Source organism: Chryseobacterium sp. AG844 (genome assembly GCF_003182335.1).
In the GTDB taxonomy this organism is placed as follows: domain Bacteria; phylum Bacteroidota; class Bacteroidia; order Flavobacteriales; family Weeksellaceae; genus Chryseobacterium; species Chryseobacterium cupriresistens.
This window is the reverse complement of sequence record NZ_QGTV01000002.1, coordinates 266,243-288,344: the sequence shown is the minus strand read 5'-3', so window position 1 is coordinate 288,344 and position 22,102 is coordinate 266,243. Positions and strand designations below refer to the sequence as shown.

Genomic DNA, 22,102 nt, shown 5'->3' with positions numbered 1-22,102 from the left:
TCTTATAAATCTTGTCCTACAACATACTGCAGGTTTTCGTAGTATTGATTCAATTCTTTTTTAGTGTCCAGGATGATCATTTTATTTCCGATGTAGGTATCCAGAAAATCCATGTACTCCAGCATGCTGATATTTCTTAGTCTGAAATTCTTCTCATGGCTTACCAGCAAACCGTCCAGTGTAGATTCATAATTTTCATCAATTTCTTGTGAGACCTGTTGTGTTCTGATATAGTTTCTGAAAACAGATACAATTTCGTTATCAGATTTCATCATGTTTTTGCGGGTTTCCAGTTTACTTTTTTCAATCTCAAGCTTAGCTTCCTGAATATTCCCTTTGTTACGGTCAAAAATGGGGAGATCCATAGAAACCCCCAGTCCTATAAAATCTTTCATGATATTTCCTCCGCGGTCATATCCTATAGAAACTGCAACATCAGGTGTTTTCATGGCATTTTGAATTTCCAGATTTTTGGCAGCGTGTTTCTCTTTATTTTTGGAGATCATGATATCGGGACGGTTTTCTTTTGCTTTTTCCATCCATTGAGTCACTTCCAGTTCTGATAGTTGTTTTTCGGGCATGACCAATGAATCTGAAATCTCCAGATACGTTTGAGAAGGCAGCATTAATAAAGCTTTCAGTTCTACCTGCTGCTCTTCGATTTCCTGCTTCAATGAAACCAGTTTCTTTTTGAATTCAATTTCCTGTGCTTTTAAGCGGACATATTCAGCTTTACTGATATTACCTAGGTTTAATTGATTATTATAGGATTTTGTTAATTTCTCAATGGAAGCAATCTGTCCCTGATAGATTTTTTGCTGTTCCTGATTATAAAGAATTTCAGTAATCGTATTTCTGAGTGTCTTTTTAAGTTCACGCAAAACTTCCTGCAGTTCATACTTCTCTCCTTCCACTTCTATTTTCTGGAGTTCAATATTTTTTCTTCTTTTCCCCGCAGTCTGAATCACCTGTTCGATCTCGGCAGAAATCTGAGTACTTTTTCCCCAATTTCTGATAAGCGCAGGCTGTTCTTCGATGTCATAGGTTCTCCATAGATTCACCTCACTGATACTCAATGTAGGATTAGGCCAGTATTTAGCCTGGACAGCTCTTGCCTCGGCTTGTGAAATTTCAAGTTTCTGTGCAATAAGGTCAAGGTTTTTAGCCAGAAAAATAGTTTCAGCCTCCTTTCTGCTGATTTTCATAGTGTCTGAAATCTGTGCAGAAAAGAAACTGAAACAGGGAATATAAAATAGTGTAAAAAATAGCTTCTTCAAGGGTCTCTTATTTAAGACCACAAAGCTATTTGTCTAATATTAGAGGGAATTGTAAAGAAAATTAAAATTCGGTTAGTTCAACATTAGAGTTTGATTAGAACTTTTTTAAAACACGAAAAACACAAATCTTTTCACAAATAACACGATTATGAATGGGCAGGAAATTCCAGGAGAACATTGGTTCCCACATTGACCGTAGAATCAATTTTCATGACAATATGATGATGATCAAAAATACTTTTTGAAAGTGATAAACCAATTCCGCTGCCTTTTACAGTATCTACATTTTTTCCTCTGTAGAAAGTCTCTGATATTTTCACAAGATCATCAGCCGGAATACCTCTTCCTTCATCCCTGACCTCAATGTATAACTGACTGTTCTTTTCAGATAATGTGATCACTATAGGTTTGTCATAGGAATATTTGATGGCATTTTCTACAATATTATATATCGCCAGGTAGAGAAGTGTTTCGTTTCCCGGGAATTCCAGTAAAGCAGGTTTTGTTACCTGAAGCTGTATTTTGATAGATGAATGGTTTTCTTTTGCTTTGGGTTCCAGTTTTGCATAAATCTTCCAGATCAGCTCATCCACTCTCATGAGTTTGTGAGATGATTCCAGTTTGGTCATTCCGGACATCAGCAAAAGATTGTTGAGAATATTTTCAATCTCATATACGTTTTCCAATGACTCTTTGGCCACTTCCCTATATTCTTCCGGTGTACGGTCTTTTTGGGCAAATACTTCAAGATTCCCTGAAATGGCTGCTAAGGGAGTTTTAAATTCATGAGAAACATAATTGATAAAGTTCTGCTGTAAAAGCACATTTTCGGAAATTCTTCCCAGCAGTTTATTATAAGATTTAATGAGATCTTCAATTTCATCATTGGTATTGGTGGAAGTAATAATTGCCGTAGAAATGTTATCATATTCCACTTTATTGATCCGTTCCACCACATTGGAAATAGGTTTATAAACTACCTTGGAAAGATATCTGCTCAGGAAATAAATCGCAAGCAGGCCGATGACCAATACCGAAAGCATGATAATAGCCAATCTCAGGATCTGCGACTGGAAAGAATCGTTGGAAGACTTTACAAAAACCACAAAATCACCCTGGTTATCAGGATAAAAAATCCCGTAGTAGAATTGATTATCAGACATAAACTGTATTCCTTTGTTTTTTCGGACAGCCTGCAAATGGGAAAGCTTTATATTCTTATCGTTAAGGTTATGTCCAAAGGTAACTTCATTATTCTGATTATAAACCGCTACCCTGTTATTCTGAATCAGATGGTTGTATTCTTTTTTAATCTGGGCATGTCGGTCTTTCGGGAGTTCATCTTTTTCCAGATAATAAATAGCAGAGATCAGAGCCGTATTTCTTAGCTTTTCAAAATAAAAAATTTTGGTACTGTCATAATAGGCAAAAAATATCACCGCAGATGTGATGATAGAAACAATGCCGAATGAAAGGCTTGAAATAAGCGTAAATCTATTTCTGAGGGTCATTTCAGTCTTTGATCAAATATCCGGTTCCTTTTACTGTATGAATAATTTTCTGTTCTGTCTCATCGATCTTATTACGGACATAGGAAATATAAACATCCACTACATTCGTTGTATTATCAAAATCAATTCCCCATACCTTATGCAAAATCTGGGTTCTGCTCAACACTTTATTTTTATTCTCCATCAGGAAAGTAAAAAGTTTATATTCTGTCGGTGAAAACTCTATTTCCCTACCGTTCTGGGTTACTTTATGAAGATCCGTATCAATGGTGATAGTGCCACAAGATAACAATTGGTCTTCTTTCTGATAGCTTAATTTATTTCTTCTGGTTAACGCCTTAATCCTTGAAATCAGTTCTTCAAAATGGAACGGTTTTGATAAATAATCATCAGCTCCCATATCCAGCATTTTGATTTTATCATCAGGACTGTTCAAAGCACTTAAAACCAAAATCGGAGTATAATTCCCTTTAAATCTGATAATTTGTGTCAACTGCATGCCATCCAGTCCGGGAAGCATAATATCCATTAAAATAATATCAAAATCATAGGTATGAAGAAGCTCACGTGCTTTTTCCCCGGAATCAGCCAGGGTTGTATTATAGCCAGCCTCGGAAAGGCCTTTTATCAGGAAATTACTGATTCTTTGATCATCTTCTACCAACAAAATATTCATAAGTCTCTGAAATTTCCCATAAATATAGGTATTCTAATTCAGAAAGAAAGTTCGAGGCTGGAAGAGAGAAGTAATAGAATTTTATAAAGCAATTGTTTCATTTTATTTACCTTCAAAAAAACAGTCAGTTCTTATCGGTCCAAAAGGAACTTCCAACATCCCGCTTCCAGCTTCCGACCTTTTTTCATAATTTTGGAAGATGGAGATGATATATTTAATTATTGGATTGGTTGCCGGTGGCATACTGGGAGCGGTTATTTTATATTTTGCGCTGAAATCGTCAATGGTTTCAAGAAGTTCTTATGATGCACTGAACACCTTATCTATTAAAAATCAATCTGATCTTGAAAATTCCAACCAGAAAATTCAGGAGCTTAATCAAATCATCAGTAAAGAGAAAGAAGCCAATATGCTGCAGCAGGACCTGCTGGATGATCTGAAAAACGAATTTTCTAAAATCTCCGCAGAATATTCTTCTTTGAATATCCAGTTTCAGGAGTTAAAACAAATCAATCAGAGGCAGACTTCTCAGATAGAAACCCACATTCTTGAAAAGCAGACCCTTTTTGCTAAAAACTCTGAGCTTTCTGCCAAAAATGAAGGTCTTCAACAATCTCTTGACACCCAGAAAGAAGAAATTGTCAAGATTCAGGAAGATTCTAAACTTCAGTTTGAAAATCTTGCCAATAAAATTTTAGAAGAAAAAACTGAAAAGTTTACTACCTTAAATCAAAATAACTTAAAAAATATCCTTGAACCTTTTCAGGAGAAAATCGCGGATTTAAAAAATAGAGTTAACGAAGCTTACGAAAAGGAAAATAAAGAACGTTTCTCCCTTGCGGAAAAGGTGAAAGAACTGGCAGAACTGAACCAGCAGATTTCCGAAGATGCCAAAAAACTAACCCGTGCTCTGAAAGGAGAAAGCAAAACCCAGGGGAATTGGGGCGAAATGATTCTGGAAAGTATTCTTGAAAAATCCGGACTGGTAAAAGGAAGAGAATATTTCCTGGAGCATGAATTGCGTGATGAAGATAACAAAGCGTTATTCTCCGAATTTTCAGGAAAGAAAATGCGTCCTGATGCTGTTGTGAAATATCCGGATGAAAGAAATGTTATTATAGATTCTAAAGTGTCTCTGACCGCTTTCACAGAATTGGTAGACGAGACTGATGCAGATGTTTATGCCATAAAACTGAGCCAGCATCTTGGATCTATCAAAAACCATATTAATCAACTCAGTCAAAAAGCGTACGATGACTATGGAAAATCACTGGATTTCGTGATGATGTTTATTCCGAGTGAACCGGCTTATATTGCGGCAATGCAGGCAGACCAGAATCTTTGGAACTATGCCTATGAAAGAAGAATCCTGTTGTTGAATCCAAGTAATCTGATCACTTCTCTTAAGCTGATTGCCGATCTTTGGAAACGCGAATATCAAAACCGGAATTCTATTGAAATTGCTGATCGGGGAGCCAGACTTTATGACAAATTCGTAGGTTTTGTAGAAAACCTGGAAAAAGTAGGCAGAAATCTGGATCAGGCGAAAAATGTATTCAATGATGCTTACAAACAGCTTCATACCGGAAATGACAACCTGGTGATCCAGACTCAGAAATTGAAATCATTAGGCATTAAAAATAAAAAAGAGCTGCCACAAAGTCTTATTGACAACGGCAATTTTATTGAAACATCAGAAAGCTAAATCTGGATTTATGTTTTCATTTACAGCACATCCATACCCCAAATCCGAATCTTTCAAAGAAATTTTCGTTTCTTCACTGGGAGCAGGAGCTGCTGTTTATTTATTTCTGATCATTTTTCAGCCTTTTGGTACGGAAAACTTTCAGCATCCCTATAAATTTGTATTACTTTTTCCCTATTGCATAATCTTTGGAACTGCATTTTTAATGGCCAATCTTATAACTTCCCGTTTCAGCAACTGGAATATTGGTTTGGAACTCTTAAAAATAACTTTCATTCTATGTATGGGTTCTGTTCTATCTTACTTTTACAATTCATTATTCTTGAGCCATGTAAAGCTGGATATAGTCAATTACTTTTATATGTTCCTGTATACTTTGGCTGTCGGAATTCCTATCTCTATCATCTATATTTTATCACGGTATATCTATTTAAAGAATATTCATGAAAAGAAAGCCCGCGACATTTCTCAACACCTTCCCGTTTCGCCTCCTGCAGAACGACAAAATCTGTTAAAAATAACGGCACAGAATACAGAACTTATCATCAATGAGAACGATTTTCTATTCGTGCAGTCCATGGAAAACTATTGTACATTTTACTTTTTAGAGAACAACAGCTTACAAAAAGCATTGATCAGAATAAGTTTAACCAATGTCTTACAACAAATCGAAACAGGCTCTGTCAAAAAATGCCACCGTTCTTATATTGTCAACCTTGGAAGGGTAAAGAAACTCAAAGGAAATGCTCAGGGTTATAAATTAATTCTTCCGGAAATTGATTTTGAAATTCCTGTTTCAAGAAGTTTTATTCCTTCAATTATTCCTCAGCTACAGAAGCAAAATCTATAAATTTTGTCATTCGTCACTATTCTTTGTCATTCATCACATTAACTTGAAAGCATTGATTTAAAACTACATTTTTGCTCAAAATTAACATACATGAGTAAAAACATCCGCTTCTTTTTCATCTTTATTCTAGGATTTACAGCCTATTATTTCTTTGATTTTCTCTTTTTTAAAACCATACAGACTCTCTCAAAAGATTTGTTTCACAGTAAAGCAATAGCCCATATAATTGCTTATTCGGTAACATTAATTCCATTGATAGTCACATTAAAAATTCTGTTACCTCAAAGAAATATCCTTGATCTGTTCTCATTAAACAAACCCATTACCATAGGATTTGTGTTAGCACTTATAGGAACTACTCCTATGCTCATTGGATACCTGATTCATTTTAAAACAATCTCTAAAATAAATTTTGAATCCCTGTTTATCAATACTCTTTCATCAGCATTTTTTGAAGAGATTATTTTCAGAGCATTTCTTATTGGAATACTATACAGATTTACACGACTTGGATTTTTATCCTCTGCATTATCAGGGTCATTGCTGTTTGCACAAGTACATTTGTATCAAAGTCAGAACTTAATAGAACTTACCGAAATATTTACCATTACATTTTTAGGATCAATATTTTTCGCCTGGGCATATTTTGAATCGGAATACAACCTATGGACCTCCATTCTCCTCCATCTTTTTATGAATCTGTACTGGGAAATCTTTAATGTATCAGAAAATGTTTCCGGGAATTTCTATGGAAACCTCTATAAATTCCTATCCATTGTCTCCCTGATCTTAGTAGTTATCTATTTTAAAAGGAAAAATAAAATTCCAATGGAGATTACGTGGAAAAGTCTTTTTATTAAAACCAGAGAAGTTCAATCATAAATTTTGCATAATTTTGCAGCATGTTGATAGAAAGTTTTCAAAACGATAAAATAAAAAATGTCACTAAGCTCCTTACTGACAACAGGTTTCGTAAAAAATCAAAAGTTTTTGTGGTAGAGGGCCAGCAGGAAAATGAAAGGGCCATGCAGTATGATTTTGAACCGCTGGAGTTCTTTATATGTGAAAATATCTTTAAAGGAACTCTTCCTAATGGGAAAATCCATTATGTAAGTGAGAAGGTATATGAAAAAATCGCTTACAGAGGAAGTTCAGAAGGAATTATCGGCATTTACCATACCAAAGAAAATTCACTTTCATCATTTGTGCCTAAAGAAGATGCTACGATAATCATTGTAGAAGGCGTGGAAAAACCAGGAAATCTTGGCGCTATTTTAAGAAGCTGTGAGGCATTTGGTATTGATGCCCTGATTGTTGCTGACGGGAAAACCGATTTCTACAACCCTAATGTGATCAGATCCAGTGTAGGATGCCTGTTCGGAATGGAAGTCTATCAGGCTGAAAATACAGAAACATTGGAATTCCTGCAGAAAAACAGTTTCAATATCTACACTACGCTGATGGACGAAAGTGCTGAAAACCTTTATCAAAGAGATTTCAGACAGCGTTCTGCCGTATTATTCGGGACGGAACATTCCGGGTTAAGTGACTTCTGGATCGGAAAAGGAAAAAACACTTTAATTCCGATGGCAGGAAGTATTGATTCTTTAAACCTGAGTAATGCGGTAGCAATTACGTGCTATGAATCTCTGAAACAAAAGAAGGGATAAACTATTGGTCTTATTCTGATAGTAAATAGATTGCTTCGCCTAAGTCTTGCAATGACTAAGCATAAAAAAACCGTTTCACTGGGTGAAACGGTTCTTTTATTGTTAAGCGTATGCTAGAATTATTTCTTAGCAGCATCTTTAGCAGCATCAGCAGCTCCTTTAGCAGCGTCAGCAGCACCTTTAGCAGCGTCAGCAGCACCTTTAGCAGCATCTTTAGCAACTTCAGCACCAGCAGCAGTAGTAGCAGCAGCAGCATCTTTAGTAGCTTCTACAGCAGTAGTTGCAGCTGAATCAACAACTTTAGCAGCTGAATCAGAAACTACAGCAGCAGAATCAGCTACAGTAGCAGCAGCAGAATCAGTTGTACCTTCAGTAGCAGTAGCTTCAGTTTTTTTACAAGCAACTAGAGAGATTGCAGCGATAGCAGCTACGAATAATGACTTTTTCATAATAAATTAAATTTAATTTTGTTAATATTGTTTTATAAAATTTTCTTCTGTTCTGTTATTTGAACAAGACAAAGGTAGAGCAGTTAGAAAATTTGTCTATGAAAAATAATTGTAATACCTTTGTAAAATAGTTTTACAAAAAAACATAGCTGATAATCAACAATTTAATTATTTTTTGAAAAATTGACAGATTTGGATCTATTACACTTTGAACAGCTAAAAAAGGATGTTCAGGGTCAATACTTAAAAGAATATACCCCTTCGCAGGATGACATATCCAAGTGGAAGGGTATAGATATTATATATTTTCAGGAAGACCTTCGAAAAAAAGCGAAAGGTAACATCAGTGAAAAGTCATTTTACACTTATTTTAAAACTTCACCGGTTACTAAATTACCAAGAATAGATATGCTCAATTTATTGAGTATTTATGCGGGTTACGACTCCTGGTACGAGTTCAAAAAACAGCATCTTTTTGCGGGTGAACTGCTGCAGGAAAATGAAAATTTTGATGAAGAAGATATTGATGAAATTGAAAAAACGGTTTCTTCAGCTCCCGAACTTCCAAAAACTGAATTTCAGCCTAAAAAAGTTGAAACTACCCCTCCACAAAACACTGATTTACAAAAATCAAATACTGAAAATCAATCAGTTAATCAAAATAAGACAATTACCCACGAAACTGAAATTTCATCTGTTCCGGCAAAGAAAAATTTCTTCAAAAAGAATGCCTGGGCACTTGTTACTTCAGTTTTGATTACCATTACCGGTCTTTTAGGTTTTAAAGATGTTCTTTTTTCAAAAACTTATAAATATTGTTTCATTGATAAGGACAGAGGAGTTTCTGTGATCAATACTTTAGAAATAATGGTAGTGAAGGAAAATGAATCTCCGTTGATGTATAAAATAAAGCCGGGCGAATGTTTTTATTATTCTACCAAGGATAAAAATCTAAAAATGCGAATCAGCGCTCCTTTCTATGAGCCACTGGAAGTGAACAGAAACCTTGAAAATGCTCCTGAAGAAGAAAAGATCGAATTAAAGCCGGATGATTATAAGATGGCGGTTTATTATTTCTCTATCAAAGACATCAAAGGAGGAAATCCGGATGAGCAGGTTGCTCTTATCAAGCAAAAAAGAAATCAGCTTGAAAACCTGATCAGTAACAATGCAGTAATTTATCAGGTATATGACAATGATACGTATGGTATAGAGAGCCTGAATAAGCAGAAATATATCACGCTGGTAACTACTCCAACGACCTCTCTGAAAAACCTGAATGTAATAGAAATGAAAAAGGATACCAAAGGTAAAATTGTATCCATCAAATTTAAAATTGCTACCACAGATGAAAAGAATAAGTAATTTTTTAATTCTCACCGTGCTTCTGACGTTATTTATTGCCTGTAATAATAAAACCTCAGAGGTAAGCGACCTCGATAAACTACGAAACAGCACCAACGAAAAAAGCTATCCTGCCGTACAGATGGATAGCATGCAGGCGATTAATTCCATCACCAAACAGAAAGTTCAGGAACTTCTTGATCTGTCTACTCTATATCTCAGCGGAAACAGAAATACGGAAATAGATACTGTCATTTATTCCCAGATGGAAAGCTATTTTCACAAACCGGATTCACTGACATTTAAAAGATTGCTGAAAGAACTGGACAGCATGAAAGTAAAAACAGCGAAAGTAAGCAACCTGAATGTATATAAAGATTTTTATAAAAAAGATACACTAGACTATGCCAGGTTTAATGTGGAATATTTTGACAGTAAAAACAAGTCTCTGGGAAGCTTTGAAAAGAATGTACAATACATCTTATTGTCTACATCAAAGCTTAAAAAAGAGTTTAAATTCTACTTTTTAGATTTTTATTCCAAACCGCTTCAAAAAGACAGCACTTCGGTAGGAGTAACCAAATAGTCAAGAGGAATATCATTTTCCCAGACATCATCCACATATTCATCGGGGGCAAAATAATTGACTCCGATTTTTTTTGTCTCCTCAGAAATACTTTGAAACAATCTGTCATAAAATCCTTTACCATAGCCTACTCTATTCCCTTTTTTGTCACAATACAACAAAGGCGTAATCACATAATGAAAGTATTTTTCGCCAGAATCTTCATTGGAAACAGGTTCTGAAATCCCCCAACTGTTGGTTTCAAAAGCAGTATCTTCAAAAATTTCAATATTAATCAGTTTATCCGCTACAATTTTAGGCACATACACCCGGATATTCTGTGCTAAAAAATATTGAATGAAAATTTGGGTATCAATTTCTTTCCTTGCCGGAATCGGGATAAAAATGTGTGCTTTTTCTGATTCTTTTGGCTTAAAATATTGAATGAAATTTTCAAAAATCTTCTCAGATAACAGAAAAGCCTCATCGGCAGACAATGCTTTCCTTTTTTGATTGTATTTTTTTCTAAGCTCAGCTTTCAGCATAATGATTAAGTGATTCTTACAGAAATAATTTTCACAGGACAGGCGTTGGCGGCTCTCTCCAAATATTCAAACGCTTCGTGGTCTGGTGTTTTTAACGTATAGAAGCCTTTTTTATCAATCGTCTTAAGCAATACCGATTTACCATCTTTTTTAGACATTCTAAAATATTCCGGAGCAAATTCGACACAGTAATTACAACCAATACATTTATCTCTCTGAAGTGTAGCAATGACCATTACGTTTTAACAATTTTATATAATTTGTCACTTGGCCGTACACGGAACTTCGTTGGGAAAGTAATCACATCAGATTTTGTTGCCTTGTCCGCTCCTTCCTTCTTATCAACAATCATGCTTTCGATGACCATTTCCTGTGATCCTGTAGTAGGTCCCTGTATAAGGACACTGTCTCCTACAGAAATATCATAGGCTTCAACCACAAATTCTGCAATATTGGATTTCGGATAGAAATGCCGTCCTTTTCCAATATAAACTTTCTTTTGTGTTGCACTCGAACCGGAGTTTGAAGACCAGTCACCCAGCTCCTGACCAAGATAATATCCACTCCAGAAGCCTCTGTTGTATACAGTCTCCAGAAGTTTCATCCATTCATCCACTTTTTCCTGAGAAAACGTTCCTTCCGCAATACTGTCAATTGCTTCTCTATAACATTTTGTAACTGTTGCTACATATTCAGGAGCCCTTCCTCTTCCTTCTATCTTTAAGACTTTCACGCCGGCATCCACAATCTGATTCAGGAAACCAATCGTACAAAGGTCTTTGGGAGACATCATATATTCGTTATCAAGTTCAATTTCAAAACCTGACTCCTGATCAATCACAGTATATTTTTTCCGGCAGTTCTGCTTGCAGGCACCCCTGTTTGCTGAAGAATTATGGGAATGCAGACTTAGATAGCATTTCCCGGATACTGCCATACATAAGGCACCATGTCCGAAAATCTCCACTTCAACAAGATTACCGGAAGGTCCTTTTACCTGATCTTTTTCAATCTGAGAACAGATTTTTTTGATCTGGCTGATACTTAATTCACGGCTCATCACCATGGTATCAGCAAAAAGAGCATAGAATTTTACAGTTTCAATATTGGTAATATTAATCTGGGTGGAAATATGCACCTCCATACCAATTTGCCTTGCATAAGAAATCACAGCCTGGTCCATTGCAATCACTGCTGTAAGACCGGCTTCCTTCGCTTTATCTAAAAGTGTTCTGACGATAGAAAGATCATGATCATAGATGATGGTGTTAAGGGTCAGATACGTTCTTACTCCTTTTTCAGAACATCTTCTGGCGATTTCCGGCAGGTCATCAATGGTGAAGTTCATTGTTGCTCTTGCACGCATGTTGAGTTGCTCAACACCAAAATAGACAGAGTCTGCACCGTTATCTATAGCCGCCTGAAGTGATATGAAATCTCCTGCAGGAGACATCAGTTCTATTTTTCCGCTTTTTGTCATTTCAAGTCTGGAATTATTAAGTTGTTAAAACAGAAATAATTGTATTGACAGCTATGAATTATGCATTTTGCACAATTCTGTACAATTTATCAGACAAACGAACTCTGAATGGCAGTGCAAATGTAATCTGATCTCCAATGTTTGCCGTTTCACAAGGCCCTCCGTTAGCATAGATTTCAGTAATGGTAACTTCCTGCTCTCCTGTTGTAGGACCTGAGATCAATACTTTATCTCCCACTGATAAATCTTTATGCTCAATTAAAAACTGTGCAATCTTTGATTTTGAATAGTAATGCTCTGCTTTACCAATCAATTCTTTTTTAACAGCAATTTTTTGACGGATATTTTTTGTCTCAGCTTTTGCCAAAGGTTTATCAGTTAAATCTCCTGAGTTTTTAAATTTCAGGGCATCTGATTTTCCTTTTCTGAATACTTTATTTCCAACCTGTAATCCCTTTCTCAGTTTAACCTGTTCATCCCACGGCAAATGAATGGTATCCAGACATTCTGTAGAGCAGCAGTTTTCCATCGCAGCTTTACAGTCGTCACATTGGATAAACAACAAATGACAGGCATCATTGGCACAATTGGTATGATTATCACAAGGTTTTCCACACTGGTGGCATTGTGCAATAATATCATCTGTAATTCTCTCCCCCAAGCGGTGGTCAAATACAAAGTTTTTACCAATGAATTTACTTTTTATTCCTTCTTCTTTGATCTGGCGTGTATATTCAATGATACCGCCTTCCAGCTGATATACATTTTTGAATCCCTGATGTTTGAAGTAAGCACTTGCTTTTTCACAACGGATTCCACCGGTACAATACATCAGCAGGTTTTTATCTTCTTTAAAATCCTGCAGCTGTTCATTGATGATGGGTAAACTTTCTCTGAAATTTTCCACATCCGGAGTAATGGCTCCTTCAAAATGCCCTACTTCACTTTCGTAGTGATTTCTGAAATCTACAACAATGGTATTGGGATCTTCCAGCATATTATTGAATTCCTGAGCTTTTAAGTGAATTCCTTTGTTGGTCACATCAAAAGTTTCGTCATTCAAACCGTCAGCAACAATTTTGTTTCTGACTTTTATGGTTAATTTTAAAAATGAGTAATTGTCCTGGTCTACCGCTACATTCAAACGGATTCCTTTCATGAAGTCATAAACTTCCAGCGTATCACGAAAAGCCTCAAACTGATCTGCAGGAACACTCATCTGAGCATTAATTCCTTCTGTAGCAACATAAATACGGCCAAGAGCATCAAGGGCATTCCAGGCTATAAATAATTCGTCGCGAAATTTTTTGGGGTGTTCGATTTTGGCATACGCATAGAAAGACAAGGTAAGGCGGTCTTTACCGGCTTCATCAATAAGTTGAGCTCTTTCTTCTGCGCTTAAGGTGTTATACAGTTGCATGCTATAAACGTTTTAAGTGAGAATAAAAATTTTTGCAAAGATAATAATTTTAGAATTAAGTATATTTATGACACCAATTACGAACAATAAGCAATAACCTGCCAGCAATGAAAATCAGATCACTATGTATGATAAGTCTGCCATATTTTCTTTAATTTTTTTTTAAGTTTTGTTAACTGTGGCATTAACAATTATGACATAAGGCACAAAATCATATAATAGCCGTTAAATTTTAGTTAAAATTGAAACATAGCATACTAGTTGCTTACTTATTTAACATTAAATTTGTTTACTCAAAAACATAAAAAGAAAATTAATTAATAAACAAGAAAGATATACAATGAAGAGTACTTTAAAAAAACTATTACCATTTGCAGTAGTTGGAGTCATTTCCGGAGCTACTACCGTTGGAGCTTTACAATATTTCGGACACGGCTCCAACAATGGAGATCAATCTTATTTCACAACAGCAGCACCCAATACTTCATTCGCAGGAATGAATACGGGAGCCGTAGGTGATGATTTTGTAAAGGCGGCTAAAACAACCGTTCCCGCTGTAGTAACTATTAAAAATTATCAAAGCAGAACATCAAGCAGAGCTTCAGAGCAGGATTTGTTTGACTTTTTCTTCGGAGATCCTTTCGGGGGAAGAGGCCAGCAGAGACAAAAGCAGCAGGTTCCTGATAATATGCCATCGGGAATGGGTTCAGGGGTAATCATCTCTCCGGACGGTTATATCATTTCCAACAACCACGTGGTAGCAGGTGCCAATAAGCTGGAAGTCGTACTAAGCAACAAGAAATCATATATCGCAACATTGGTTGGAACAGACCCTAATACAGATATCTCTTTATTAAAGATTGAAGAAAAAGGGCTTCCTTATCTGAATTTTGCGAATTCTGACAATATTGATGTAGGACAATGGGTTCTTGCAGTAGGAAATCCATTAGGATTAAACTCTACGGTAACAGCAGGTATTGTTTCTGCTAAAGGAAGAGGTATCGGAATCCTGGGAAGCCAGGGAAAAGCTGCTAATCCTATTGAAAGCTTCATCCAGACGGATGCTGCTATTAACCCGGGTAACTCAGGAGGTGCTTTGGTAAATACCAATGGAGAACTGATCGGGATCAATTCTGCGATTCAGTCTACCACAGGATATTACCAGGGATACGGATTTGCCGTTCCTTCTAACCTGGCGAGAAAAATTGTTGAGGATATCAAGAAATTCGGAATTGTACAGAGAGGATTCCTTGGAGTTCAGTCTTTAGATCTTTCAAATGATCAGTTAGTAGCATCTTACAACAAGCAGTTTAAAACAAATCTAAAAGTAGGATCAGGAATCTATATTACAGGATTTGGTGAAAACAGTGGTGCTGAAGATGCAGGATTGAAAAAAGGAGACGTTATCACCAAAGTAGACAACTACGATATTACAGACTTTGCTGATCTTTCCATGTCTATCGGAAGCAAGCGTCCTGGTGACAAAGTTCAGGTAACCTACTCAAGAAATGGTAAAGAAGGAACTACTTCGGTAACACTTAGAGACCAGAAAGGAGGAACTTCAACCAGAACGAAAGCCGATCTTAGCGTAACAGAAAAAATCGGATCTGAATTTGACCCTCTTACGGAACGTTTCAAAACAGAATATGGACTGAACAGTGGTGTAGTAGCTAAAAACGTTTCTGAGGGCAGTGAAATGGCTAAAATCGGAATTGTAGATAACTATATCATCATCGAGGTAAACGGCAAACCTGTCAATTCACAAAAAGATGTAGAAAAAATCCTTGAGAAATATCAGGGGAATGTACAGGTAAAATTCGTAGATGATTACGGAAGAATTTATACGAAAGGATTCAAAATGCCTTAATTGAATTTTTTTGATTTCACATTAAAAAGTTAACCATTCTTGCTTAAGAATGGTTTTTTTTGAAAAAAAGTTAACTAAGCTCAATGCAGAAACTAACACAAGCCATATAAAACACTGATTAACACACTTCTATTTTTTATATATTTGAAAAAACAAAAATGCATGAAAAAAGCTACCTATGAGGATAGAGAAAAAGTCGTTACTATTTTATGCCAGTCTTTCATAAATGTTCTTATTCCTAATTCTATCAATTTTGTCATAAAGAATTCTGGCAACAGATATAAGAGATTGAGAGCATTAATGGAATTTCAATTTGATTTATCACTGCTAAATGGAAGCATATTTCTCAGCGACGATCACAAAGCATGCATTTTATACTTAGAAAAATCCCAAATCAGTTTAAAAAAAATCTGGCTTGAAATAAAATTGCTGTTCAATTGTATTGGAATTGAAAATATCTTTAAAGTTTTACAACGAGAAAAACTCTTAGTAAAATTTCATCCGGAAGAAAAATTTGTTCATTTATGGTTAATGGCTGTAGTTCCTGGTGAACAGGGCAAAGGAATTGGAACAAGACTTTTAAAAGAATCTATGAGTAAATATGAGAACGAACTCATATATGTTGAAACAACAACATTAGAAAACAGAACCTTCTACCAACAAAATGGATTTACCATTTTCCATGAAACCTTTGAGCTTGATTATCCTCTTTATTTTTTGAAATATGTTTAATACGGAAATCTACTAACTCTTTTCAACAAAAAACGCTGCAGAATCTGCAGCGTTTTTTTTATTATTTATTTAGACTTATTCATTTTGTCAGCGATACTTTTCTTTTTATTTCTTTCATAGATCACTTCTACAATCTTCCCTCCAATCCAGGAAAACGGAAAGAACGTAAGGAAAATGGAGATCTTATAAAACGTAGGATGATAGGGAAAAATAATAACATCCAACATGGCAATAAAAAGCATAATAAAGCCAATCAGAATAGCATAGGCTACTTTAGCATATTTAACAATGATAGCGGTTGCCACTCCCCCAATAGTAGTTCCTAATCCGGAAATAAATAAAAGGAAGCCGAAAAACGCCTTATCATCTTTCATACTGAAAAGAAACCTTTGCCAGTGCTCAAACGGAGCAAAAGCCTCAAAAGTTACCCATTGCGGAAAAGCCCTTATACCAAGAGTAATAATAAGCCCTGCAATACCAAGACCTATCAGAACCGCAACTGTATTTCTTATAAAATTCATTAATCCTGATGTGCAATCATAGAAATTTCGATATCCACATTTTTAGGCAAACATGAAACCTGTACTGTTTCACGAGCTGGATAGCTTTCTGAATCTAAGTAAGATGCATAGATATCATTCATTACAGCAAAATCATCCATACTTTTAAGGAAGATGGTAGCTTTTACAACATTTTTGAAAGTCATGCCGGCTTCAGTAAGAATCGCTTCAAGGTTTTTCATTACCTGGTGCGTTTCCTTTTCAATACCTTCTACCAATTTACCAGTTGCAGGATCTACAGGAATCTGTCCGGAGATATACAAAACTCCGTTGGCCATATTAGCTTGTGAATAAGGCCCGATCGCTGCAGGTGCATTAACTGTGTTGATTATTTGTTTCATATGCGGATATTTAATTTTTTTCTAAGGGTCATAAGCAATCACTATCTGCCATATTCGTTGGTCTTTGAATTCTGCCAACAGTGATTTCATTAGAATTTATTCTGCCTGCAAATATAAAATTTATATTTTCAAATGCCAATCTGATATTAGAAAGGTGCATTAGGCTGGGTAAAGCTTCTGTCTTTGTACTTCAAGGCATCACTTAAGATATTGGCTTTGATACCGATAAAGAAGTCATACACTTTATATTGTCCGAAAGGAACCCAGTTGAAATTGATCGTAAAGCTTCGCTGATCTCTTGAAAAACCAATTCTTGTATATGCCAATTCTTTGGTCACCATATCATAATGGGTACTTCCGTTGATATTCCAGTATGGAGTCAGTTTGATGCTACCATCCAATCCAATGGATGCAATTTTATTACCAAATCTGCTTAATCCTTTGGAATAAGCGTAATTGGCGCTGACATTTAAAGTCCAGGCCTGATCAAAGTGAGCATAATGATCATCATCAAAATAATAATTTTCATTTCGGATTTCTCCCTTCGAGGAATATTTTTTGGCATAATCTGTTTTTTCTCCAAAGATCTCGCTGCTTAAAGGATATGATAACTGAACATTGAATCCCTGTACACTGAAGTGTCCGAACTGCTCTGTTCTTATTCCGGTATCCTGTCCCGGTAAAAACTCAATTTTATAAGGTTCCAGTGCAAGACTGGTATTTACCGTTAACTTATTATTGAAAAATGAAGACTGCCCGTTGATGGAGAACACAGACCAAGGGTGATCTTTAGCTGCAAAGTTGTAGCTTCCTGCAAGGTTTAAAGATTCAAAAATTTTGATTTTCTTTACCCCCGTAGAATCACTCTTAGACTTTACTTTCATCTCAATATTGTTACCGATATTGAAACCTAAAGCTCCCTGCATACCGCTTGACGGGCTTCCGATAATTCCTTTTTCAAAAATAGAGTACGGCGTCAACGCTCCGTTTGCATTATAATAGTTTCTGTAATATCCGAAATTAGGACTTGAAAAATCCGGGGAATAAGTAAAGCTTACACTCGGGGTCATCATATGTCTTACGGCTTCCACAGCAGATCCTTTTTTGAATTTCATCATTCCGAAAAGTGTCGTCTGGAGACTGGCGGAAGTGGAGAAAGTAGAATATCCTGTAAAGTTTTTATTGATTTCATCAACAGTTACATTCTTTACCGGATCATAATATCTGTTCAGTGTTTTTGTTGTCAGGGCATTGTCAATATTCGCACTTAAACTGAAAGTAAAATATTTCGCCAAAGTTGTATTGGTAGCCAATGCGATATTATTTTTAAGCCCTGTCTGCATTTTATCCCACATTTCTTTCTTAAACAACTCATTTTCCTGAGTATTCACAAAATTGGTAAGGTTGAAACCAGTATTCACTGTAATATTTTCAAGCAATCCCTGTCTGATCCCTGTTCTTGATTTAAATAAATAAAACTGGTTGATGGCCACGTTCATCTGCGGAAGACGAAGGTCTGCCAATCCTGTCGCAAAGTTCTGGGAATATGAAGCAGTTCCCGTAATAGTCATCGGCAGTTTCAGGAATCTTTTGGTAAGGGTTACCGTAGAGTTTTGCTGAGTATTCAATACATTCTGGTTGAAAATGTAATTGTTGTTAAGCGGGTTGTTATAGAACTTGGTACTTACAATATCAACAGAAGCACTGAATGTAAGGAAAGGATTGGCTTTGGAATCCTGCGAGTGTGTCCAGTTGATTCTGTAGGTACTGTTTTTAGTATAATCGTCCAGACCTTTGATTCCTCTCACCATTGTACCGATATCTGCCGTAAAGTTTCCGGAGTAACGGTATTTCTTCTGGTAATTCACCTGCGGACGTAAATTCCAGCTTCCTTTTGTATAAATATCTGCTAAAACCTTAAGGTCAAAATGTTCCCCAATGGGTTGGTAATATCCTATTCCGTTCAGGAAGAAACCTACATCTTCTCTTTCCCCGAAACTTGGAATCAGAATACCTGCAGCTCTTTTATCTGAGAATGGTAAAATAGCGAATGGAAGATAAAGCGGTGTAGGAACCTGTTCGATAAACATCTGAATAGGACCTGTTACGATCTGGGATTTTGTTTTGGTTTTAATCAGCTTAATATTATAAGCTCTCATAAAATAATCCGCTGCCGTATCTTTTTTCTTGATAAAATAATCATCCGTTGTATAATCTGCTTTTCTCATTGCAAATACGGAATCATTATATTTTTTGGTTTTCTGCGCTATAATTACCCCTTCACTTTCTTCTGTTCTTGCATTGAAGGCAATGGCCTGTTTTGTTTTTGTATTATAGCTGAATTCGTTGGTTTCGTATTTTTTTCCGGCCTGCGTAGTGATTACAGGCTCCACAATCTTGCCCAAAGAGTCTTGTTTTCCTCTTGCATAGATCAGATTTTTATTATCATCAATAGAGATATAATCTGCATCAATCTGCATATCCTGATACTTTACCTGAGCATTTTTGTTCAGGAATGTCATTTTTTTCGGAACGTCTCTTCTCTGATCATCCGCTTTTGTACGGAGAACATCATTGAGGGTTTCTTTTTTTACAACTATGGTATCCTTTTTGGAAATAGTATCATTAACCGCATTTTTAGGCAATTTTTCAGGAGTTTTCTGTGCTAAAAAATTGTTAAAAATTAGGATAATTAAAATTTGTAATATATTTTTGAAGACGGTTTTGGCCAATTTTATACTATATAATTAAGGCCCAAAATTAATATAATTTTTATAACTGTAAGATGCACAAACAAAATTTTAAAATAATTTTATCATTTCTCCTTATCCTTATCAGCAACTTTATTTTCTCCCAGAAGAAGTTTACTATCGTTCTGGATGCTGGACACGGAGGAAGTGATCATGGAGCCAACAGGACTTATTCCGACATCGGAAGAATCGCAGAAAAAGACATTACACTTGCCATTACATTAAAAGTAGGTGCGATGTTAGAAAAAAACAGAGATTTTAAGGTAATCTATACCCGTAAAATAGATGAGTATCCGTCTCTGTCTGACAGAACCAATCTGGCCAACAGAAGCAAAGCAGACCTTTTTATATCCATTCACTGTAACTCATCCCAGAGACCTACAGCATATGGAACAGAAACATATGTACAGGGACCTAACCAGAATAATGAAAACCTGGAAGTAGCCAAAAGAGAAAATGACGTAATTTTCCTGGATGAAAAAGATAAGCAGATCTTTGGTTCTTATAATCCGGACTCACCGGAATCATTAATTGCCCTGAAACTTCAGCAAAGTAAATATCTCGAATCAAGTCTTCTTTTGGGAGGATTGGTAGAAGATAATTTTGTGAATAAAGATAAAAGATCATCAAGAGGTGTATTTCAGAAAAACCTTCATGTTCTCCGTATGAATGCCATGCCATCTGTACTGATAGAAACCGGGTTCATCAATCACCCTGAAGAAAGTCACTACATTGCTTCAGATAAGGGGCAGACTGAAATTGCAGAAAGTATCTACAATGCTATTATTGATTATAAAAAGGCGATTGACAGAAAATCCGGTGGTTCTATTGCAACAAGAAAGCCAGAGCCGGAAAAACCTGCAGAGGTTCCTTTGAAAAATGATTTCAGAATTCTATTAATGAGTTCTCCTATGAAATACAATGAAAATGATCCTGCCCTGAAAGGCCTGAACTATATTCTTACGCTTAAAGAAAACGGGCAGTACAAGTATTACTATGCTGTCACCAATATGGCTTCGGTAAAAGATATTAATCTTAAAACAGCGAAGGATGCCGGTTTCAGAAATGCGTTTGCCGTAGGATTTATGCCTAACCAGAGAATCAATATGGGATATTATACGATTGAAGTGTATGCAGGTGATAAACTGAACGGCAATTCTTATATCCTCCAGAATTTAAAAGATGTGGAACGAAATAAGGACAACGGTGTATTCTACTACACGTATGGAAAAGTATACACATTGGAAGATGCTGTAAAACTTCAGAAGGAACTTGAAGCTAAAGGTATCAAAAATACGGTGATACAAAAGGTCTACAAATAAATCAAAAAAAATAATTTTGAAGTTTAAAAGTTAATTCCTACTTTTGCAACCTCAAAATTTGGCCTATTCGTCTAGTGGTCAGGACTCAAGATTTTCATTCTTGCAACAGGGGTTCGATTCCCCTATAGGCTACAAAACTACATCAATCAATCCCTGACCAATATAAGGTTCAGGGATTTTTTTATTCCAAAATTCAACGAAATCTCCACGAATTTTAAAAGAACGCTCATACACGCTTTGTACAAGGCGAATTTCGAAAATCTTTTTTGTTCGCTAAAATTTTCCTTTACTTTCTTTAACTTTTGTTATTTACAACTTGAAAACTTCAAGATTTATAAATTTTGGAAACCAAAAAGAGACTGCCTTTGATTAAGACAATCTCTTTATGTTAAGAGTAAACTAAAAATTTCTTGTTATTACTCAAATTTATCAACTATTTTCCTCTACAAATTTTTTAAAGTCTTGTAAAAACTTAATAAAAACATCATGTTCTAAATCTAAATCCTGTTTTTTAGATTTTTCACCTGCCCTTTGTTTCATGAGGTCTACGAAGAAAACCCCATATTTATTGCTTCGGAAGAAAACATCCTCGTTTTGCCAGTCAAAGGATTCGTCAGGTTCTTTATTTTTGCTGTGTTCCACACCTTCAATTAATTTTTGAATTTTTTGTGGAGTCCAACCCGAATCTCCGAACCTAAACAAAACATTATATTTTTCTTCTTCAGGCATTATTCCAAAAGTAACTATATCTTCTATTACTTCAATGTAAAATTTATATTTCATTTTCTTTTATTTTTAAATAATTGGATAAGCATTCATGATTTTACCCGTATTGTCAACTTCTATTCTAATTTTAAATCCTACTGAAGTTGAACCCTCGTACTTATCAAATAAGTCAGTAGGTGCTTTTATTTTTTTATTAAGCCCTTTAGCTACCGTATTTTCATATACATACGCTATTTCCTCTTGTATTCTTTTAAGATCCCAATTTTTAGGGAACATAGAAGATTCTGCATTTTTCACAAAATAACCGCCTAA

At 35.6% G+C, this 22,102-nt stretch carries 22 protein-coding genes and 1 tRNA gene; 10 read left to right on the top strand and 13 right to left on the bottom strand.

The window, feature by feature from the left end:
- Window positions 1-2: 2 nt before the first annotated feature.
- From DEU40_RS03350 to DEU40_RS03340, 3 genes are all read right to left on the bottom strand, one after another.
- Window positions 3-1,277, bottom strand: a complete 1,275-nt coding sequence (locus DEU40_RS03350; protein WP_137905011.1) for a TolC family protein — start codon at window positions 1,275-1,277, stop codon at window positions 3-5.
- A 146-nt stretch (window positions 1,278-1,423) separates the two neighbouring features.
- Window positions 1,424-2,788 carry a sensor histidine kinase gene (locus DEU40_RS03345; RefSeq protein WP_110008529.1) on the bottom strand — a complete coding sequence of 455 codons (1,365 nt, stop codon included), beginning with the start codon at window positions 2,786-2,788 and terminating at the stop codon, window positions 1,424-1,426.
- A 1-nt stretch (window position 2,789) separates the two neighbouring features.
- Window positions 2,790-3,464 (bottom strand): response regulator transcription factor, encoded by a 675-nt coding sequence (locus DEU40_RS03340; protein ID WP_110008528.1) that lies wholly within the window; start codon window positions 3,462-3,464, stop codon window positions 2,790-2,792.
- Window positions 3,465-3,663: 199 nt separating this feature from the next.
- Here DEU40_RS03340 and rmuC point away from each other — a divergent pair, with 199 nt between their 5' ends.
- The 4 genes from rmuC to DEU40_RS03320 all read left to right on the top strand — a co-directional run bounded on the left by rmuC (window position 3,664) and on the right by DEU40_RS03320 (window position 7,689).
- Window positions 3,664-5,169 (top strand): DNA recombination protein RmuC, encoded by a 1,506-nt coding sequence (gene rmuC / locus DEU40_RS03335; protein WP_110008527.1) that lies wholly within the window; start codon window positions 3,664-3,666, stop codon window positions 5,167-5,169.
- Between the two features lie 10 nt (window positions 5,170-5,179).
- Window positions 5,180-6,019: a LytTR family DNA-binding domain-containing protein gene (locus DEU40_RS03330; protein ID WP_146207825.1), complete on the top strand. Its 840-nt coding sequence runs from the start codon at window positions 5,180-5,182 to the stop codon at window positions 6,017-6,019.
- A 90-nt stretch (window positions 6,020-6,109) separates the two neighbouring features.
- Window positions 6,110-6,901, top strand: a complete 792-nt coding sequence (locus tag DEU40_RS03325; protein WP_110008525.1) for a CPBP family intramembrane glutamic endopeptidase — start codon at window positions 6,110-6,112, stop codon at window positions 6,899-6,901.
- A 20-nt stretch (window positions 6,902-6,921) separates the two neighbouring features.
- On the top strand, window positions 6,922-7,689 hold the full coding sequence (locus DEU40_RS03320; protein WP_110008524.1) for a TrmH family RNA methyltransferase: 768 nt from the start codon (window positions 6,922-6,924) through the stop codon (window positions 7,687-7,689).
- 119 nt (window positions 7,690-7,808) lie between these two features.
- Here the strand turns inward: DEU40_RS03320 and DEU40_RS03315 are convergent, their stop codons facing one another.
- A complete protein-coding gene (locus tag DEU40_RS03315) occupies window positions 7,809-8,138 on the bottom strand; it encodes a hypothetical protein (RefSeq protein WP_034694620.1) in 330 nt (109 codons plus the stop codon).
- A gap of 183 nt (window positions 8,139-8,321) precedes the next feature.
- Between DEU40_RS03315 and DEU40_RS03310 the strand changes: the two genes are divergently transcribed.
- A complete protein-coding gene (locus DEU40_RS03310; RefSeq protein WP_110008523.1) occupies window positions 8,322-9,503 on the top strand; it encodes a hypothetical protein in 1,182 nt (393 codons plus the stop codon).
- Window positions 9,487-10,068, top strand: a complete 582-nt coding sequence (locus DEU40_RS03305; protein ID WP_110008522.1) for a hypothetical protein — start codon at window positions 9,487-9,489, stop codon at window positions 10,066-10,068. Before DEU40_RS03310 ends, DEU40_RS03305 begins: the two co-directional genes overlap by 17 nt.
- Here the strand turns inward: DEU40_RS03305 and DEU40_RS03300 are convergent.
- From DEU40_RS03300 to DEU40_RS03285, 4 genes are read right to left on the bottom strand one after another with little or no spacing between them, the layout of a single operon-like run.
- A complete protein-coding gene (locus DEU40_RS03300) occupies window positions 10,032-10,592 on the bottom strand; it encodes a 5-formyltetrahydrofolate cyclo-ligase (protein WP_110008521.1) in 561 nt (186 codons plus the stop codon). The genes DEU40_RS03305 and DEU40_RS03300 overlap by 37 nt on opposite strands.
- Window positions 10,593-10,597: 5 nt before the next feature.
- Window positions 10,598-10,828: a ferredoxin gene (locus tag DEU40_RS03295; protein WP_062673534.1), complete on the bottom strand. Its 231-nt coding sequence runs from the start codon at window positions 10,826-10,828 to the stop codon at window positions 10,598-10,600.
- Complete coding sequence (locus DEU40_RS03290) at window positions 10,828-12,072, bottom strand: peptidase U32 family protein (protein WP_110008520.1); 1,245 nt, start codon at window positions 12,070-12,072, stop codon at window positions 10,828-10,830. The genes DEU40_RS03295 and DEU40_RS03290 overlap by 1 nt, the downstream gene beginning before the upstream one ends.
- Before the next feature lie 58 nt (window positions 12,073-12,130).
- Window positions 12,131-13,492, bottom strand: a complete 1,362-nt coding sequence (locus tag DEU40_RS03285; protein ID WP_110008519.1) for a rhodanese-related sulfurtransferase — start codon at window positions 13,490-13,492, stop codon at window positions 12,131-12,133.
- A gap of 340 nt (window positions 13,493-13,832) precedes the next feature.
- Here DEU40_RS03285 and DEU40_RS03280 point away from each other — a divergent pair, with 340 nt between their 5' ends.
- Entirely contained in the window at window positions 13,833-15,359 is a 1,527-nt protein-coding gene (locus tag DEU40_RS03280) for a trypsin-like peptidase domain-containing protein (protein ID WP_110008518.1), read from the top strand.
- Window positions 15,360-15,521: 162 nt separating this feature from the next.
- Complete coding sequence (locus tag DEU40_RS03275) at window positions 15,522-16,091, top strand: GNAT family N-acetyltransferase (protein WP_110008517.1); 570 nt, start codon at window positions 15,522-15,524, stop codon at window positions 16,089-16,091.
- Window positions 16,092-16,156: 65 nt separating this feature from the next.
- Here the strand turns inward: DEU40_RS03275 and DEU40_RS03270 are convergent, their stop codons facing one another.
- The 3 genes from DEU40_RS03270 to DEU40_RS03260 all read right to left on the bottom strand — a co-directional run bounded on the left by DEU40_RS03270 (window position 16,157) and on the right by DEU40_RS03260 (window position 19,724).
- Window positions 16,157-16,612 carry a hypothetical protein gene (locus tag DEU40_RS03270; RefSeq protein ID WP_110008516.1) on the bottom strand — a complete coding sequence of 152 codons (456 nt, stop codon included), beginning with the start codon at window positions 16,610-16,612 and terminating at the stop codon, window positions 16,157-16,159.
- On the bottom strand, window positions 16,612-16,992 hold the full coding sequence (locus DEU40_RS03265) for a RidA family protein (protein WP_034694591.1): 381 nt from the start codon (window positions 16,990-16,992) through the stop codon (window positions 16,612-16,614). The genes DEU40_RS03270 and DEU40_RS03265 overlap by 1 nt, the downstream gene beginning before the upstream one ends.
- 146 nt (window positions 16,993-17,138) lie before the next feature.
- A complete protein-coding gene (locus DEU40_RS03260) occupies window positions 17,139-19,724 on the bottom strand; it encodes a putative LPS assembly protein LptD (RefSeq protein ID WP_110008515.1) in 2,586 nt (861 codons plus the stop codon).
- Window positions 19,725-19,777: 53 nt separating this feature from the next.
- On the opposite strand from DEU40_RS03260, the gene DEU40_RS03255 reads away from it, so the two are divergent.
- Window positions 19,778-21,064, top strand: a complete 1,287-nt coding sequence (locus tag DEU40_RS03255; RefSeq protein ID WP_171006287.1) for an N-acetylmuramoyl-L-alanine amidase — start codon at window positions 19,778-19,780, stop codon at window positions 21,062-21,064.
- A 60-nt stretch (window positions 21,065-21,124) separates the two neighbouring features.
- Window positions 21,125-21,196: transfer RNA gene (locus tag DEU40_RS03250), tRNA-Glu, on the top strand.
- Between the two features lie 297 nt (window positions 21,197-21,493).
- Here the strand turns inward: DEU40_RS03250 and DEU40_RS03245 are convergent.
- Window positions 21,494-21,847 carry a hypothetical protein gene (locus tag DEU40_RS03245; RefSeq protein ID WP_110008514.1) on the bottom strand — a complete coding sequence of 118 codons (354 nt, stop codon included), beginning with the start codon at window positions 21,845-21,847 and terminating at the stop codon, window positions 21,494-21,496.
- 12 nt (window positions 21,848-21,859) lie between these two features.
- Window positions 21,860-22,087 carry an EndoU domain-containing protein gene (locus DEU40_RS03240; RefSeq protein WP_228406436.1) on the bottom strand — a complete coding sequence of 76 codons (228 nt, stop codon included), beginning with the start codon at window positions 22,085-22,087 and terminating at the stop codon, window positions 21,860-21,862.
- Window positions 22,088-22,102 lie beyond the last annotated feature (15 nt).

What these genes read in the sequence shown, in the direction of transcription:
- DEU40_RS03275 (WP_110008517.1), top strand. Translation starts at nt 15,522, where the DNA reads ATGAAAAAAGCTACCTATGAGGATAGAGAAAAAGTCGTTACTATTTTA.
- DEU40_RS03315 (WP_034694620.1), bottom strand. Translation starts at nt 8,138, where the DNA reads ATGAAAAAGTCATTATTCGTAGCTGCTATCGCTGCAATCTCTCTAGTT.
- DEU40_RS03245 (WP_110008514.1), bottom strand. Translation starts at nt 21,847, where the DNA reads ATGAAATATAAATTTTACATTGAAGTAATAGAAGATATAGTTACTTTT.
- DEU40_RS03295 (WP_062673534.1), bottom strand. Translation starts at nt 10,828, where the DNA reads ATGGTCATTGCTACACTTCAGAGAGATAAATGTATTGGTTGTAATTAC.
- DEU40_RS03325 (WP_110008525.1), top strand. Translation starts at nt 6,110, where the DNA reads ATGAGTAAAAACATCCGCTTCTTTTTCATCTTTATTCTAGGATTTACA.
- DEU40_RS03340 (WP_110008528.1), bottom strand. Translation starts at nt 3,464, where the DNA reads ATGAATATTTTGTTGGTAGAAGATGATCAAAGAATCAGTAATTTCCTG.
- DEU40_RS03255 (WP_171006287.1), top strand. Translation starts at nt 19,778, where the DNA reads ATGCACAAACAAAATTTTAAAATAATTTTATCATTTCTCCTTATCCTT.
- DEU40_RS03320 (WP_110008524.1), top strand. Translation starts at nt 6,922, where the DNA reads ATGTTGATAGAAAGTTTTCAAAACGATAAAATAAAAAATGTCACTAAG.
- DEU40_RS03300 (WP_110008521.1), bottom strand. Translation starts at nt 10,592, where the DNA reads ATGCTGAAAGCTGAGCTTAGAAAAAAATACAATCAAAAAAGGAAAGCA.
- DEU40_RS03290 (WP_110008520.1), bottom strand. Translation starts at nt 12,072, where the DNA reads ATGACAAAAAGCGGAAAAATAGAACTGATGTCTCCTGCAGGAGATTTC.
- DEU40_RS03345 (WP_110008529.1), bottom strand. Translation starts at nt 2,788, where the DNA reads ATGACCCTCAGAAATAGATTTACGCTTATTTCAAGCCTTTCATTCGGC.
- DEU40_RS03265 (WP_034694591.1), bottom strand. Translation starts at nt 16,992, where the DNA reads ATGAAACAAATAATCAACACAGTTAATGCACCTGCAGCGATCGGGCCT.
- DEU40_RS03285 (WP_110008519.1), bottom strand. Translation starts at nt 13,492, where the DNA reads ATGCAACTGTATAACACCTTAAGCGCAGAAGAAAGAGCTCAACTTATT.
- DEU40_RS03330 (WP_146207825.1), top strand. Translation starts at nt 5,180, where the DNA reads ATGTTTTCATTTACAGCACATCCATACCCCAAATCCGAATCTTTCAAA.
- DEU40_RS03280 (WP_110008518.1), top strand. Translation starts at nt 13,833, where the DNA reads ATGAAGAGTACTTTAAAAAAACTATTACCATTTGCAGTAGTTGGAGTC.
- DEU40_RS03305 (WP_110008522.1), top strand. Translation starts at nt 9,487, where the DNA reads ATGAAAAGAATAAGTAATTTTTTAATTCTCACCGTGCTTCTGACGTTA.
- DEU40_RS03270 (WP_110008516.1), bottom strand. Translation starts at nt 16,612, where the DNA reads ATGAATTTTATAAGAAATACAGTTGCGGTTCTGATAGGTCTTGGTATT.
- rmuC (WP_110008527.1), top strand. Translation starts at nt 3,664, where the DNA reads ATGGAGATGATATATTTAATTATTGGATTGGTTGCCGGTGGCATACTG.